This window comes from Stenotrophomonas sp. FBCC-B152 (genome assembly GCF_059134105.1).
Map to the genome: position 1 here is coordinate 3872727 of NZ_CP101442.1, position 13642 is coordinate 3886368.

The window sequence follows — 13642 nt, forward strand, 5'->3', positions numbered from 1 at the left end:
GTTACTTCCCTCTGTGCAGCCAGCGGTACAGCACCGGCAGCACCAGCAGGGTGAGCAGCGTGGAGGAGACGATGCCGCCGATCACCACCGTGGCCAGCGGGCGCTGGACTTCGGCGCCGGCGCCGACGTTGAAGGCCATCGGCACGAAGCCGAGTGATGCCACCAGCGCGGTCATCAGCACCGGGCGCAGGCGGCCCAGCGCGCCTTCCCGCACCGCATCGGCCAGCGGCATGCCACCCTCGCGCAGGCTGCGCACGAAGCTGATCATCACCAGGCCGTTGAGCACCGCCACGCCCGAAAGCGCGATGAAGCCCACGCCTGCGGAGATCGACAACGGAATGCCACGGGCGGCCAGCGCCAGCACGCCACCGGTGAGCGCCAGCGGTACGCCGCTGAACACGATGGCCGCGTCCCTGACCGAGCCGAACGCCCAGAACAACAGCGCGAAGATCAGGGTCAGGGTGACCGGCACCACGACCGCCAGGCGCTGGCTGGCCGAGATCAGCTGCTCGAAGCTGCCGCCGTACTCGATCCAGTAGCCATTGGGCACCTGCACATCGCGGTTGATCGCCTGCTGCAGGTCACTGACGAAACTTCCCAGGTCGCGATCGCGCACGTTGGCGGTGACCACGATGCGGCGCTTGCCGTTCTCGCGGTTGATCTGGTTCGGGCCCTCGCTGTTGGCCAGCGTGGCCAACTCGCGCAGCGGCACGGTACGCGCGGTGCCGCTGGTCCAGCCGCCGGCCTGGCTGGATTCGTCGGCATCGCCCTCCAGGGCCGGCGCCAGCGACACCGGCAGGTCGGCCAGCGCGGCCGGGTCCTGGCGCAGCGCCTCGGGCAGGCGCACCACGATGTCGAAGCGTCGGTCGCCTTCGAACAGCTGGCCAGCCACCTGCCCGCCAACCGCCGTAGCGACGGTGGACTGCACCTGCCCCGGGTTGAGCCCGTAGCCCGCCAGTGCGCTGCGGTTGGGGGTGACCGTGAGCAGCGGCAGGCCGCTGGTTTCCTCCACCCGCACATCGGCCGCGCCCGGTACGCTGCCGGCCACGTTGGCGATGCGCTTGCCCACCTTCAGCAACGTCTCCAGGTCATCGCCGAACAGCATCACCGCCACGTCGGCACGCACGCCGGAGATGAGCTCGTTGGTGCGCATCTGGATCGGCTGGGTGAACTCGTAGTTGTTGCCGGGCAGCTGCTCCACCGCCGCTTCGAGCTCTGCCAGCAGCGCCGCGCGCGGCTTGCGCGGGTGCGGCCAGTCCTTGCGCGGCTTCATCATGATGAAGGTATCGGCCACCGACGGCGGCATCGGGTCGGAGGCCACCTCGGGCGTGCCGATCTTGGAGAACACCTTGCTTACTTCCGGAAACTGCACCAGGCGGTTCTCGATCAGCTTCTGCATCTCGATCGATTGGCTCAGGCTGGTGCCGGGAATGCGCATGGCGTGCATGGCCACGTCGCCTTCGTCCAGGTTGGGCACGAACTCGCTGCCCAGCCGGGTGGCAAGCAGGCCGCAGCCCACCACCAGCACCAGCGCGCCACCCACCATCCAGCGCCCGCGCCGCAGCGAGAACGCCAGCAGGGGTTCGTAACGCCGGCGCACCCAGGCCATCACCCGGTTTTCCTTCTCCTGCACGCGGCCGCCCAGGAACAAGGCAATGGCGGCCGGTACGAAGGTCAAGGCCAGCACCATCGCACCGCTCAGCGCGAGCACCACGGTGATCGCCATGGGGTGGAACATTTTTCCTTCCACGCCCGACAGCGCGAAGATCGGCAGGTACACCGCAGTGATGATGCCCAGGCCGAACAGGCTGGGTCGGATCACTTCAGCGGTAGCACGGGCGGTTTCGGCAAAGCGCTCCTCGCGGGTCATGTCGCGGCCCAGCGCGTGCTGGCGTTCGCCGAAGCGGCGCAGGCAGTTTTCGATGATGATCACCGCGCCATCGACGATCAGCCCGAAGTCCAGCGCGCCCAGGCTCATCAGGTTGGCCGAGACGCCGCCACGCGCCATCCCGGTGAGGGTGAACAGCATCGCCAGCGGAATCACGGCAGCAGTGATCAAGGCCGCGCGGAAATTGCCCAGCAGCAGGAACAGCACCACGATCACCAGCAGCGCGCCTTCCACCAGGTTTTTGGCCACGGTCTGGATGGTGCGGTCCACCAGGGTCGTGCGGTCGTAGCTGGCGGTGACGGTGACGCCGGCCGGCAGGCTGCGCTGCGCCTGTTCCAGCCGCGCGGCCGCAGCCTGGGCCACATCACGGCTGTTGGCACCGATCAGCATCACCACCGTGCCCATCACCACTTCATGGCCATTCTGGGTGGCGGCGCCACTGCGCAGTTCGGGTCCATCGGCGACGTCGGCCACGTCGTGCACGTGGATCGGCACGCCTTCGCGGCGGGCCAGCACGATGTTGCCGATCTCGTCCAGGTTGGCCACCTGGCCGGGAATGCGCACCAGGAACTGCTGCCCGTTGCGTTCGATATAACCGGCGCCGACGTTCTGGTTGTTGCGCTCCACCGCCTGGGCCACGTCTTCCAGGGTGAAGCCCAGCGCGCGCAGGCGGGCCGGATCAGGCGTGATGTGCACCTGGCGCTGGAACCCACCGATGGTGTTGACCTCGGTCATGCCCGGCACGTTGCGCAGCTGCGGACGGATCACCCAGTCCTGCAGGGTGCGCAGGTCGGTGGAGGTGTAGGCGCTGCCATCGGGTTTGCGCGCCGCCGGATCGGCGTCGATGGTGTACATGAAGATCTCGCCCAGGCCGGTGGAGATCGGCCCCAGCTGCGGGTCCAGCCCGGCCGGGATCTGCGACTTCACCTGTTGCAGGCGTTCGGCCACCTGTTGCCGTGCGAAGTAGATGTCGGTGCCGTCTTCGAACACGACGGTGACCTGCGACAGCCCATAGCGCGACAGCGAGCGTGCCTGTTCCATCCGTGGCAGGCCGGCCATCACGGTTTCCACCGGGTAGGTGATGCGCTGTTCGGCTTCCAGCGGCGAATAGCCCGGGGCGGCGGTGTTGATCTGCACCTGGACGTTGGTGATGTCCGGGGTGGCATCGATGGGCAGCTTGGTGAAGCTCCACGCGCCCACGGCGATCAACGCCAGGGTCAGGCTCATCATCAGCCAGCGATGGGCGATGGAGGCGGCAATGATGCGTTCGAGCAGGGCGGGGCGCGTGTATTCAATGCTCATGCGACGCTCCCGCCTTGCCGATGTCGGCCTTCACCACGTAGCTCTGCGCGGTGACGACGTCATCGCCGAGGGTGAGGCCTTCCAGCACTTCCACCTGGTTGGCATCGCGCGCGCCGAGGCGCACCGGACGGGCGGTGTAGGTCTCGCCGGTGCGCACGAACACCACGTCCTTGCCGTCCATGGTCTGCAGCGCGCTGAGCGGCACCACCTGCGCGGCGGGCCGGGTGGCGACTACGATGCGCGCCTTCACCGCAGCGCCCGGCCGCCACAGGCCGTCGTCGTTGCGCAGCGTGGCGCGGGCCACGGTGCTCTGGCTGGCGGTGGCGGTGCCGGGCAGCACGCGTTCCAGCGTGGTGGCCTGGGTGACCCCGTCGGTCATGCGCGACACCGTGACCGGTACGCCGGCGGTGATGTGCTGGGTGTCGTTGCCGAAGATGTGCAGGTCCACCCACAGCGTGGACAGGTCGCCGATTTCGAACAGCGGCGTGCCCTCGCCCGCCACGCCGCCAACCTGCGCCTGGCGGGCCAGCACCACGCCGCTGATCGGGGCGCTGACCGTGTAGGTGGTGAGGCTGAGGTTGCTTTCGATGCTGGCCAGTACCTGGCCGGCCTTGATGGTGTCGCCCACGTTGGCTCGCAGCGAGCGGATCGGGCCGGGGAAGCGGGCCATCACCTGCGCGACACGGCCGTCCACCGGGGTCAGCAGGCCCTGCACGTCGTGTTCGTCGGCGATGGTGCCGGCGGCGACCGGGGCGACGCGGATACCGGATTGTTCGGCCATCGCCGTGGGAATGGTGGTGCTCTCGGGGGCGTCGTCGTGGTCTTCGCTCGTGTCGGTGTGGCCCGGTTCGCCGTGGCCGGCGTCGGTGTTGGCGGTTGCCGTCGGTGCGTCCCTGGCGCAACCGGCCAGTGCGAGCAGGCACAGCAGGAGGGCGGCGATGCGCGCCGCGCGGGGGATCGAAAGGTTCATCGGCGGTCCTCCGTGGACACGGTCGCGGTAGCGGGGGCGGTGCTGGCGTGGGCAAGCAGGCCCTGGCCGGTCAGTCGCTGCAGTTCGATCAGCGCGCTCTGCGCGGCGATGGCGGCATCGAGCTGGCGTTTCCGCGCCTCGATGCGCATGGCCTGCAGCTGCGCCCATTCCATGTAGCTGATGGCACCCGCGCGCCAGGCTTTTTCGGCGGCGTTCTCGGCGCGCCGCAGTTGCGGCAGTACATCGCTCGCCATGCGGGTGACTTCCAGCCGCGAGGTTTCATAGCGGCCATGGGCCTCGGCCAGCGTGGTGTACAGCTGCAGCGCGCGCGCATCGCGTTCCACCCCGTTCAGGGCGAGCTCGGCTTCGGCTGCACGGATCTCCGGACCAGCGCGTCGCACGCTGCCCAGTGGCAGACTGAAGCCGCCGACCAGCGCGGTATCACCGCTGTCGCGGCTGTTGCGCACGCCGACCTGCCAGCTGATATCCGGCCGTGCCTGGGTGCGTGCCAGCTGCAGCTGCGCTTCGCGCACGCGACGTTCGCCCGCCAGCACGGCCAGTTCCGGCGTGCGCTCCAGCTCATCGGCGAGGACGTCGAACGGTTGCAGCGCCGGCAGCTGCAGCGGGTCACCGCTGACCACCTCGAAGCCGGGCTCGCGTTCACGCCACAGCGCCGACAGCGCCAGACGCGCGGCGCGGTCGGCCTGCCGGGCGCGATCGCGGTCCACTTCGGCCTGCGCCAACATCGCCTGCGCGGTCATCAGCACCGATTCGGGCGACGCGCCCGCCTGCAGCCGCACGCGCGCGGCCACCACGGCGCGCTTGCGCTGGTCGATGTCGGTGTCGGCAATGGCCAGCTGGACGCGGGCTTCGGCGATGGCGAGGTAGCGCTGGGCCACGGTGGCCATCAGGTCCAGCCGCGCGGTTTCGCGCTGCGGTGCCAGCGCATCCAGGTTGGCCTGGGCCAGCACCCGGCGCGCATCCAGCTTGCCGCCGCGCTCCAGCACGCCTGCCAGGGTGACGGTCAGCTCGGCGGCATCGAACCCACGGCTGCCGCCGGTACCCAGCGCGTTCTCCAGCTCCACGCCGACCGTCAGTGGCGGGCCGAACGCGGCCGCCTCACGGCGCGCTTCCCAGACCGGGCGCTGGGCATCGGCCAGGCGCAGGTCGGGGTGGTAACGGGCGACCCGGGCGATGGCCTCGTCCAGGGTCAACGGGGGGTTCGACGCCGCTGCAGCGGGCGGCGCTGCTTGGGCAGAAGGGGTAACAGGCGCCGTGCCCTGCGCATACGCGCACGGCACGAACGCAATGGCAGCAACGGCTGCCAGACGCATCCACATGGGAATCTCCAGAAAGCGGTTCAGAGGTGAAGCCGCGGCCGTTGGCCGCGTGGCATCACGCCGCTATCGGGGGGCGCAGCAGGCTCTCGGGCGGCTGCGCCAGCAGCTGCGCGGTCAGGCCGCCCGGCACCAGGTGTGCAGGCGCAGCTGGCAGCGACCATGCCGATGCGGCCAGCGGCAGCACGCCGCCGTGGCCATGGCAATGCCCGCAGTGGACCAGCGCGTGCAGCAGGCGCGCGCTGTCGTCTTCGTCGTGATCGGCGTCGGCATCCAACGCCGCGGTGTCATCCACCGGCTGCGCATGCGACAGCGCATGGGCCAGGCCGGTGTCGCTGTGCGACAGCGCGTGCAGGTCACCCAGCGCCGACGCCAGTGCGCCACCGGCCGTGCCGAACAGCACCACCACCAGCATCAGCAGGCGGAGGGGCAGCGACAGGCGGCGGCGCAGGCGGGACATCATCGGCGCAGGGTAGCGGCGGCGCTGCCCGTTACACAATCGCAGCGAAGGCGCGCGTTCATGCGCTGCGTGCCTCGGGCAGACCACAGATGGCCTGACGCACCTCGCGCAGGCGCAGTGCTTCGGCGGAGGTGCAGGGGGCCGGCGTCTCGGGCTGCGGACGTCCCTTGCGGGCAGGCACCTTGAGCAGGTAGTCGCACTGGATCTGGCCGCCACTGCGCTGCAATGTTGGCGGAACCGTCCGGCCGGGGTCGCAGCCGACCTGCACCCAGGTGCTCCAGGTGGGGCTGGCGTCTTCCATGCGCAGGCTGGGAACGCCCAGGCGCTCGGCAATGCCGGGCGTGGTGTTGAAGGTTCCCGCATGGGCATTGCCGACCAGCGCCACCCAGCGCTGCGGCCCAGGCTTGCCGACCTGCTGCCGCTGGTCATGGCCGATGCGCTCGACCGCCACGTGGTTCATGACGTTGATGCGGGTTTCCAGCCCGTCCGCCGCAATGCCTTCCCGGCTGCGGTGCAGCCCGCGCAGGTGATAGCTGGTCATCAGGTCCAGCGCCACGATGCGCATGCCTACCTTGAACGCGGCATCGACCAGATTGCGGAACGTGGCGCCGCTGTCCGCGTCGGTCATGTGGCCGCTGTCCTGTTCGGCAAGGAACCGTGCCAGTGCGGGCGAGAGGACGCCAGTGCGGTGGTGCCGGTCCAGGTCGGCCTGGTGGACATCGCCCTGCAGGTGTTCCAGGTACAGGGTATCCACGCCCAGATGGCGCAGGTGCGGCATGCTGTCGATCAACAGCTGTTTGCTGGCCCGGCCCGCGTGGACTTCCGCCACGATCAGGCCTTGGTTGCTGCCGAGCAGTTGCCCGAGCAGGGCGGCGTAGCTGCGCACGGGGGCGAGATCCGGCCACGCACGCAGCGCGTGGTTGGCGCGCGGCACGCTGGACAGCGCCGCGTCCAGCAGCTGCAGGCGTTTGCCGAAGAAGCTGTCGAGCGCGGCACGTTGCTCCGGTTCCACCTGCATGTAGTAGTCCGGGTCGAGCACTTTGCGGTGACGTTGCAGCAGGGCGACCAGCAACGTTCCCTGTTCGGGCGACATCGCAAACGGGTGCAGCGGATCCGGCTCAGAGGCGCGTTTTGGCAGGGATCGGGCACAGCGGGCCGCAAGCCGGAGCGTGTCGGCATCGGGCAGGTTGCGCAGGGTGAGCAGGGTGGGTTCGGCGCGGGCGCGGCGCGGCGGCGGCGACGCGCAGGAAGGCAACAGACGGTGTTTCAGCGCGGACAGGGCATCCAGCATGGTCAGGCTCCTTGTGGGGGAAAGCGCGCCGCAGTGGGCGCGCCCTGACCAGCCTAGTGATCTGCTGCAACAGCGCTGCGATGCGCTAAGCAGTTTCGGGTGTCGTACTTCAGGCCGTGTGCCGATGCGTGCGCGAGCGCACATCGGCACCGACCAGTTGCGACATCAGGGCGCGCGGCGCGCGTCGATGTACGCGCGGATCTGCGCATCCAGCACCGGCAGCGGCACCGAGCCCTGGCTGAGTACCGCGTCATGGAACGACTTGACGTCGAAGCGGTCGCCCAGCGCCTTCTCGGCCTCGCCACGCAGGCGCACGATCGCGATTTCACCCAGCTTGTAGCTGAGTGCCTGGCCCGGCCACGAGATGTAACGGTCCACTTCGGTGGTGACTTCGTGCTCGCTCAGCGCGGTGTGGTCGCGCAGGTAGGCCAGGGCCTGGTCGCGGGTCCAGCCCTTGTGGTGCACGCCGGTATCGATCACCAGGCGCGCGGCGCGCCACATTTCATAGGTCAGGCGGCCGAAATCCTCGTACGGGGTTTCGTAGATGCCCATTTCCACGCCGAGCTTCTCGCTGTACAGGCCCCAGCCTTCGCCGTAGGCGGAGATGTAGGCGTTGCGGCGGAACTCGGGCTGTTCACCCTGCTCGGCCGCCAGCGCGCCCTGCAGGGCGTGGCCGGGGTCGGACTCATGCAGGGTCAGCGCCGGCAGGTTGTACAGCGGGCGGGCCGGCAGGTTGTAGGTGTTGACCCAGTAGGTGCCCATGCCGCCACGGCCGGCGGTCCAGAACGGGGCGATATCCGGCGGCACCGGCACGATGGTGAAGCGTGCGCGCGGCAGGGTCATGTACTTGCCGATGACGCCGTCCACGCGCTTGGAGATCCAGGCGGCGCGGTGCAGCAGTTCGTCGGGGGTCTTGGCGTAGAACTGCGGGTCGGTGCGCAGGAAGGCGAGGAACTCGGCAAAGCTGCCGTTGAACTTGACCTCCTTGATGACCTCGTTCATCTCCTTCTGGATGCGCGCCACTTCCTTCAGGCCGATCTCGTGGATCTGCTGCGGGGTAAGGTCCAGCGTGGTGTATTCGTGGATCTGCTGCTGGTAGTACGCCTTGCCATCGGGCAGCGCTTCGGCGGCCAGGGTGGTGCGCGCCTGCGGCACGTACTCGCCGACGAAGAAGGTACGCAGCTTGACGAAGGCCGGCACCACGTTGGCGCTGATGGCCTGGCGTGCCTGCGCCTGCAGTTCGGCCTGTTCGGCGGCAGGAATGCTGGCCGGCAGTTTCTTGAACGGCGCGTACAAGGGGGACTGGGTCGGGTCCTTCAGCTCGGCCACGGTGGCGATGGAGACTTCACGGCCATCGAGCACGGCGCGCGGCACGCTGAAGCCGCGCTTCAGGCCGGCCCGCATGTTGTCGGCCTGCTGGTCGAAGTAGCGCGGCACGTCGTTGAGCCGGGCGATGTAGTTGCGGTAGTCGGTGGCGGTCTTCATCTCGCGACGCGCCATGAACGAGAGGTTGGACCAGAACGAGGAATCCGAGTTGAACGGCATCTCGTAGCCGCGCAGGCGCACTTCTTCGGCGAGGTTGAACACCTGGTCGCGGTAGATCGCGTAGTTGACCTGGTTGGTGGGCGAGAGCGCCTTGGTATCGACCTTGCCGAGCTGGGCCAGCACGTCATCCCACACCGCAAGGCGCGCCTGCTGCGCCACCGCGCCCACGTCGGGCATGCGGGTGGCGGTGGCCGGGCCATCGCCATCTTCGCTGGCTTCGCCGCCACCGGCCTGGCGCCAGGCCCATTCCTTCTCGTAGATGGCGCGGAACGCGGCGTCGGCCGGCGATTCGTTGGCCAGGCTGGCCGGCGCGGCCGCCGGTGCGGAGGGCGGTGCGGCCAGCGCCGCATGGGCAGGAAGGGCCAGGGCGAGCAGCAACGCAGCAACGAGCGGTGATTTCACGAGCAGGGGTTCCCGGGAGACGGCAAACCCCGATCATGGCACCCCGATCCAAGCTACGCATGGATCAAAGGTCCTGCCCGCGCAGCGGGCAGGACCGGGGATCGGCCAACGGCCGAGACCCACGCGCCAACGGCGCGGTAGCTACCGACCGTCGGTCGGTAGACCGTTCAATGTTCCGCCTTGTCCCGCTTCCACCCACGGTGCTGGATATCCAGCTTCAAGCTGTAAAGCGCGGTAAACGCCGGAAACAGGTTCTGCAGCACGCCCACCGAATCCTGCTTGGCCGAAAACAGGAAGTAGCTGAGCGTCATCAGGCTGCCCACCACGCTCATGTACCAGAACAGGCGCGGGATCACCGGCTTGCCGGCCCGGCGCGAGGCGACGAACTGCACCAGCCAGCGGCCGCCGAACATCAGCGCGCCGGTATAGCCGATCAGCTTCCAGCCGGTCACGTGCAGGCCGGTCCAGAACAGCCAGGTCAGCGGTTGGTCGAGCCAGTGCAGTTCCATCAGCGTTCTTCCACGGCCGTGCGCTTGCTGCGCGTGATCAGCCAGGCCACCCCGCGCAGGTCGCGGATGCCGACCAGCGCACGGCCCAGGTTGTTGTACTTGGACACCCCGGCGGTGCGGTGGCGGTGGTTGACCGGCACGCTTACCGTCTTCCAGCCGGCGCGCTGCATCAGCGCGGGCAGGTAGCGGTGCATGTGGTCGAAGTACGGCAGCTCCAGGAACGCGGCACGCTCGAACAGCTTGATGCCGCAGCCGGTGTCGGGGGTGTCGTCCCGCAGCATGCGGGCACGGATCGCGTTGGCCCACTTGCTCGCCCAGCGCTTGCTGCCGCTGTCCTGGCGGTTGACCCGCCAGCCGGCGAACAGCTTCACCTGGGGTTCGGCGGTCGCACGCGCGGCCAGCAGCTTGGGAATGTCGGCCGGGTCGTTCTGGCCGTCGCCATCCAGCGTGGCGATCCACGGCGCACGGGCATGCTTGACCCCGTTCTTCACCGCCGTGCTCTGCCCGCTCTGGGTGACATGGTGCAGGACCCGCAATTCGGTGTTGGCCGGCTTCAACGACTCCAGCACGGCCAGGGTGTCGTCGCGCGAGTGGTCGTCGATGTAGACGATCTCGAACTCCACCTGGCCGCGCAGCGCCGCGGTGATCTCCTCGATCAGGGGCTGCACGTTGTCGCGTTCATTGAATACCGGGACGACGACCGACAACTGGGGTTGGCTCATGATCGGGCTCTGCGAAAGGCCAGGAATGAAAAAGACCGCGCATTTTCCGAAATCAAGGTTATCCGAAGATGAACCTGCCGATGTGAGTCAGGCGCGATCACCGAAATAATCGCGGCACCACGCCACCACCGGCGGCAGGCCGCGCTCGATCGGGGTGACCGGCTCGTAGCCGAAAGCGTCATGCGCACGCCGGGTGTCGGCCATGGTGCGGACCATGTCGCCGGGCTGCATCGGCTTGTAGACCTTCTGCGCCGGGCGTCCGGCGGCGGCCTCGATGACCCCGATGAAATGTTCCAGCTCGATCGGGGTGTGGTTGCCCAGGTTGAAGACACGGTGTGGTAGGTCCTCGCCGGACGGATGCGCCAGCGCGCCGAGGATACCGGCCACGATGTCGGAAACATGTGTGAAGTCGCGCTGCATCTTCCCGTCATTGAACACATCGATGGGGCGCCCGGCCAGCACCGCGCGCGAAAACAGCAGCGGCGCCATGTCGGGGCGGCCCCACGGGCCGTACACGGTGAAGAAGCGCAGGCCGGTGGCGTGCAGGCCGTACAGCTGGGCGTAGGTGTAGGCCATCAGCTCGTTGGCCGCCTTGGTGGCCGCATACAGCGAGCGCGGCTTGTCGATGCGCTGGTCTTCGGAGAACGGCGGGGTGGCCGAATCGCCGTAGACCGAGCTGCTGGAGGCGTACACCAGGTGGGCCACGCCGCGATGGCGGCACAGCTCCAGGATGTTGACGAACCCGGTCAGGTTGCTGTCCACGTAGGCATGCGGGTTTTCCAGCGAGTAGCGCACGCCGGCCTGCGCGGCCAGGTGGATCACGCGGGTCGGCTGGACCTCGTCGAACAGCGCGGCCAGGCCGTCGCGGTCGGTCAGGTCCAGCACGCGGATATCCGCTTCCGGGCACAGCGCGGCCACGCGATCGCGCTTGATCTGCGGGTCGTAGTAGTCGTTGTAGTTGTCCAGGCCGACCACCGTGTGCCCGGCATCGAGCAGGGCACGCACGGTATTGGCGCCGATGAAGCCTGCAGCGCCGGTGACAAGAAGGGTCATGGCAATCGTCCCGGAAGTTCCAGGCGACAGGATAGCGCCGTTACCTTGACGTCACTACAGGCTCAGCGGCGCCTCGCGCGCCAGCGTGGCCTTGCGTTCCTTGCTGAAATCCCACCAGGGACGGGGTGCTTCGCCCTGCATGAAGCGCACGATGGAGAGGAACACATCGATCACGCAGGGGTCGTGCAGCACCCCGGTGCGCATGCACAGCTGCGCGTACATGTCGTAGGCATCGCGGCCGCGCACGTGCGCGGGAACACGGATGCCGATCAGACGAAGATCCTTCTCACAGGCCGGCCCGACGTTTGGCAGGTCGGTCAGGCGCAACAGATGGTTGCGATCGACCTTGGTGGGGTTCATCAGGTGAGTGGGTTCCTCTTGCGTGGTGGGGGACTCAGCCCTTGCGTACGCGGAGCTTCTCGAGCACGCCGTCCAGCGTGTCCAGGTCGGTGTAATGGATGATCAGCTTGCCCTTGCCGCCGCGGCCGTGGTTGATTGCCACGCGGGCGCCCAGCGATTCGGACAGCTCGGTTTCCAGCGAGGCGATATCGGCCTGCGGGGCGGTCGCGCTCGGCTTGCGGCGCAGCGAGGCGGGCACCTTGCCGGCGGCGAACTGCTGCGCACGGTGTTCCACTTCGCGCACCGACCAGCCCTGGTCAGCCGCTTCCTGGGCCAGCTTGCTGGCCAGTTCCGGGGCCAGGGTCAGCAGTGCGCGGGCATGGCCCATTTCCAGCCGACGGGTTTCCAGCAGCAGGCGGATCGCCACCGGCAGCTCCAGCAGGCGCAGCAGGTTGGACACCGCCGCGCGCGAGCGGCCGACGGCCTGGGCGGCCTCGGCGTGGGTCAGGGCGAATTCGCTGATGAGCCGCTGCAGGGCTTCGGCTTCTTCGAGCGGGTTGAGGTCTTCGCGCTGGATGTTCTCGATCAGCGCCATCGCGATGACGGTGCGGTCTTCCAGCTCGCGCACCACCACCGGCACTTCGTCCAGCCCCGCCAGCTGCGACGCGCGCCAGCGGCGTTCGCCGGCCACGATCTCGAAGCTGTCCGGGCCGAGCTGGCGGACCAGGATCGGCTGGATCACGCCCTGCGCCTTGATGGAATCGGCCAGCTCGGCGAGCTTGGTTTCGTCCATGTCGCGGCGCGGCTGGTACTTGCCCGGCTGCAGGTGCTTGACCGGCAGCTTGCGCAGCACTTCACCCGGCAGCGGTTCGATCACGGCCGCGGCCTGCACCTGTGTCACCGCGCCCTTGGGCCCCAGCAGCGCATCGAGGCCACGGCCGAGGCCGCGTTTCTTGCCGGGGGCGGGCTTGGTGCTCATCAGGCGGTCTCCATGGCCTTGCCGGCCGTGTTGCGTTGTTGGTGGCGGCGGATGATCTCGCCGGCCAGGCCGAGGTAGGCGACGCCGCCGCGCGAGGCGCGGTCGTAGCCGACGATGCTCTGGCCGTGGCTGGGCGCCTCGGCCAGGCGCACGTTGCGCGGCACGATGGTGCGGAACACGCGGTCGCCGAAGTGGTCGGTCAGTTCGGCCGACACGGCGTTGGCCAGGTTGTTGCGCACATCGAACATGGTGCGCAGCACGCCCTCGATCTCCAGGCTGGGATTGAGGTTGGCGCGCAGCGCATCGATGGTTTCCACCAGCGCGCTCAGGCCTTCCAGCGCGTAGTACTCGCACTGCATCGGCACGATCACCGAATCGGCGGCGGCCAACGCGTTGAGGGTGAGCAGCGACAGCGCAGGCGGGCAGTCGATCAGGATGAAGTCGTACTCGTCCTGGATCGGGGCCAGCGCACGCTTGAGGCGTTGTTCGCGTTCGCCCTGGTCCATCAGCTGGATCTCGGCGGCGGTCAGGTCGATGTTGCCCGGCAGCAGGTCGAAGCCTTCCGGGGTGGTCACCCGGACTTCGGCCGCGGTGCTTTCGCCCAGCAGCAGGTCGCAGGTGGAGGCGGCAACTTCGCGCTTGTCCACACCGCTGCCCATGGTCGCATTGCCCTGGGAATCGAGGTCGACCAGCAGCACGCGCTTGGGCGCAGCAGCCAGGGCGGCGGCCAGATTGACGGCAGTCGTGGTCTTGCCGACGCCACCTTTCTGGTTGGCGATGGCGATGATGCGGGCCATGCGGGTGAGCCTCATCGGCAGGGGGTGGGACTGGGCATTATGCGGGCA

At 68.5% G+C, this 13642-nt stretch carries 12 protein-coding genes; all 12 read right to left on the reverse strand.

Annotated features, from left to right (window positions below; genetic code table 11):
* Position 1 precedes the first annotated feature (1 nt).
* Entirely contained in the window at positions 2–3190 is a 3189-nt protein-coding gene (locus NMB40_RS17695) for an efflux RND transporter permease subunit (protein WP_494359276.1), read from the reverse strand.
* Positions 3180–4160, reverse strand: a complete 981-nt coding sequence (locus tag NMB40_RS17700; RefSeq protein WP_494359277.1) for an efflux RND transporter periplasmic adaptor subunit — start codon at positions 4158–4160, stop codon at positions 3180–3182. The genes NMB40_RS17695 and NMB40_RS17700 overlap by 11 nt, the downstream gene beginning before the upstream one ends.
* Positions 4157–5500, reverse strand: a complete 1344-nt coding sequence (locus NMB40_RS17705) for a TolC family protein (RefSeq protein WP_494359278.1) — start codon at positions 5498–5500, stop codon at positions 4157–4159. The genes NMB40_RS17700 and NMB40_RS17705 overlap by 4 nt, the downstream gene beginning before the upstream one ends.
* Positions 5501–5555: 55 nt before the next feature.
* The gene (locus NMB40_RS17710; RefSeq protein WP_282243556.1) at positions 5556–5957 is read right to left on the reverse strand and encodes a DUF2946 family protein; all 402 of its coding nucleotides are present in this window, start codon (positions 5955–5957) and stop codon (positions 5556–5558) included.
* 58 nt (positions 5958–6015) lie between these two features.
* Complete coding sequence (locus NMB40_RS17715; RefSeq protein WP_494359279.1) at positions 6016–7248, reverse strand: membrane-targeted effector domain-containing toxin; 1233 nt, start codon at positions 7246–7248, stop codon at positions 6016–6018.
* Positions 7249–7413: 165 nt separating this feature from the next.
* Positions 7414–9195, reverse strand: coding sequence for a DUF885 domain-containing protein (locus NMB40_RS17720; protein ID WP_494359280.1), 1782 nt, complete (start codon positions 9193–9195; stop codon positions 7414–7416).
* Between the two features lie 167 nt (positions 9196–9362).
* Positions 9363–9704: a lipid-A-disaccharide synthase N-terminal domain-containing protein gene (locus NMB40_RS17725; protein ID WP_392922168.1), complete on the reverse strand. Its 342-nt coding sequence runs from the start codon at positions 9702–9704 to the stop codon at positions 9363–9365.
* A complete protein-coding gene (locus NMB40_RS17730; RefSeq protein ID WP_494359281.1) occupies positions 9704–10426 on the reverse strand; it encodes a glycosyltransferase family 2 protein in 723 nt (240 codons plus the stop codon). Before NMB40_RS17730 ends, NMB40_RS17725 begins: the two co-directional genes overlap by 1 nt.
* 87 nt (positions 10427–10513) lie before the next feature.
* Entirely contained in the window at positions 10514–11479 is a 966-nt protein-coding gene (locus NMB40_RS17735) for an NAD-dependent epimerase/dehydratase family protein (RefSeq protein WP_494359282.1), read from the reverse strand.
* Positions 11480–11533: 54 nt separating this feature from the next.
* On the reverse strand, positions 11534–11839 hold the full coding sequence (locus tag NMB40_RS17740; protein WP_068847862.1) for a helix-hairpin-helix domain-containing protein: 306 nt from the start codon (positions 11837–11839) through the stop codon (positions 11534–11536).
* A gap of 34 nt (positions 11840–11873) precedes the next feature.
* Entirely contained in the window at positions 11874–12797 is a 924-nt protein-coding gene (locus tag NMB40_RS17745; RefSeq protein WP_494359283.1) for a ParB/RepB/Spo0J family partition protein, read from the reverse strand.
* Positions 12797–13594: a ParA family protein gene (locus NMB40_RS17750; RefSeq protein ID WP_494359284.1), complete on the reverse strand. Its 798-nt coding sequence runs from the start codon at positions 13592–13594 to the stop codon at positions 12797–12799. The genes NMB40_RS17745 and NMB40_RS17750 overlap by 1 nt, the downstream gene beginning before the upstream one ends.
* Positions 13595–13642 lie beyond the last annotated feature (48 nt).

Excerpts from the sequence above, each read along its gene's own strand:
- NMB40_RS17695 (WP_494359276.1), bottom strand. The coding sequence starts at position 3,190 with ATGAGCATTGAATACACGCGCCCCGCCCTGCTCGAACGCATCATTGCC.
- NMB40_RS17700 (WP_494359277.1), bottom strand. The coding sequence starts at position 4,160 with ATGAACCTTTCGATCCCCCGCGCGGCGCGCATCGCCGCCCTCCTGCTG.
- NMB40_RS17705 (WP_494359278.1), bottom strand. The coding sequence starts at position 5,500 with ATGTGGATGCGTCTGGCAGCCGTTGCTGCCATTGCGTTCGTGCCGTGC.
- NMB40_RS17710 (WP_282243556.1), bottom strand. The coding sequence starts at position 5,957 with ATGTCCCGCCTGCGCCGCCGCCTGTCGCTGCCCCTCCGCCTGCTGATG.
- NMB40_RS17715 (WP_494359279.1), bottom strand. The coding sequence starts at position 7,248 with ATGCTGGATGCCCTGTCCGCGCTGAAACACCGTCTGTTGCCTTCCTGC.
- NMB40_RS17725 (WP_392922168.1), bottom strand. The coding sequence starts at position 9,704 with ATGGAACTGCACTGGCTCGACCAACCGCTGACCTGGCTGTTCTGGACC.
- NMB40_RS17730 (WP_494359281.1), bottom strand. The coding sequence starts at position 10,426 with ATGAGCCAACCCCAGTTGTCGGTCGTCGTCCCGGTATTCAATGAACGC.
- NMB40_RS17735 (WP_494359282.1), bottom strand. The coding sequence starts at position 11,479 with ATGACCCTTCTTGTCACCGGCGCTGCAGGCTTCATCGGCGCCAATACC.
- NMB40_RS17740 (WP_068847862.1), bottom strand. The coding sequence starts at position 11,839 with ATGAACCCCACCAAGGTCGATCGCAACCATCTGTTGCGCCTGACCGAC.
- NMB40_RS17745 (WP_494359283.1), bottom strand. The coding sequence starts at position 12,797 with ATGAGCACCAAGCCCGCCCCCGGCAAGAAACGCGGCCTCGGCCGTGGC.
- NMB40_RS17750 (WP_494359284.1), bottom strand. The coding sequence starts at position 13,594 with ATGGCCCGCATCATCGCCATCGCCAACCAGAAAGGTGGCGTCGGCAAG.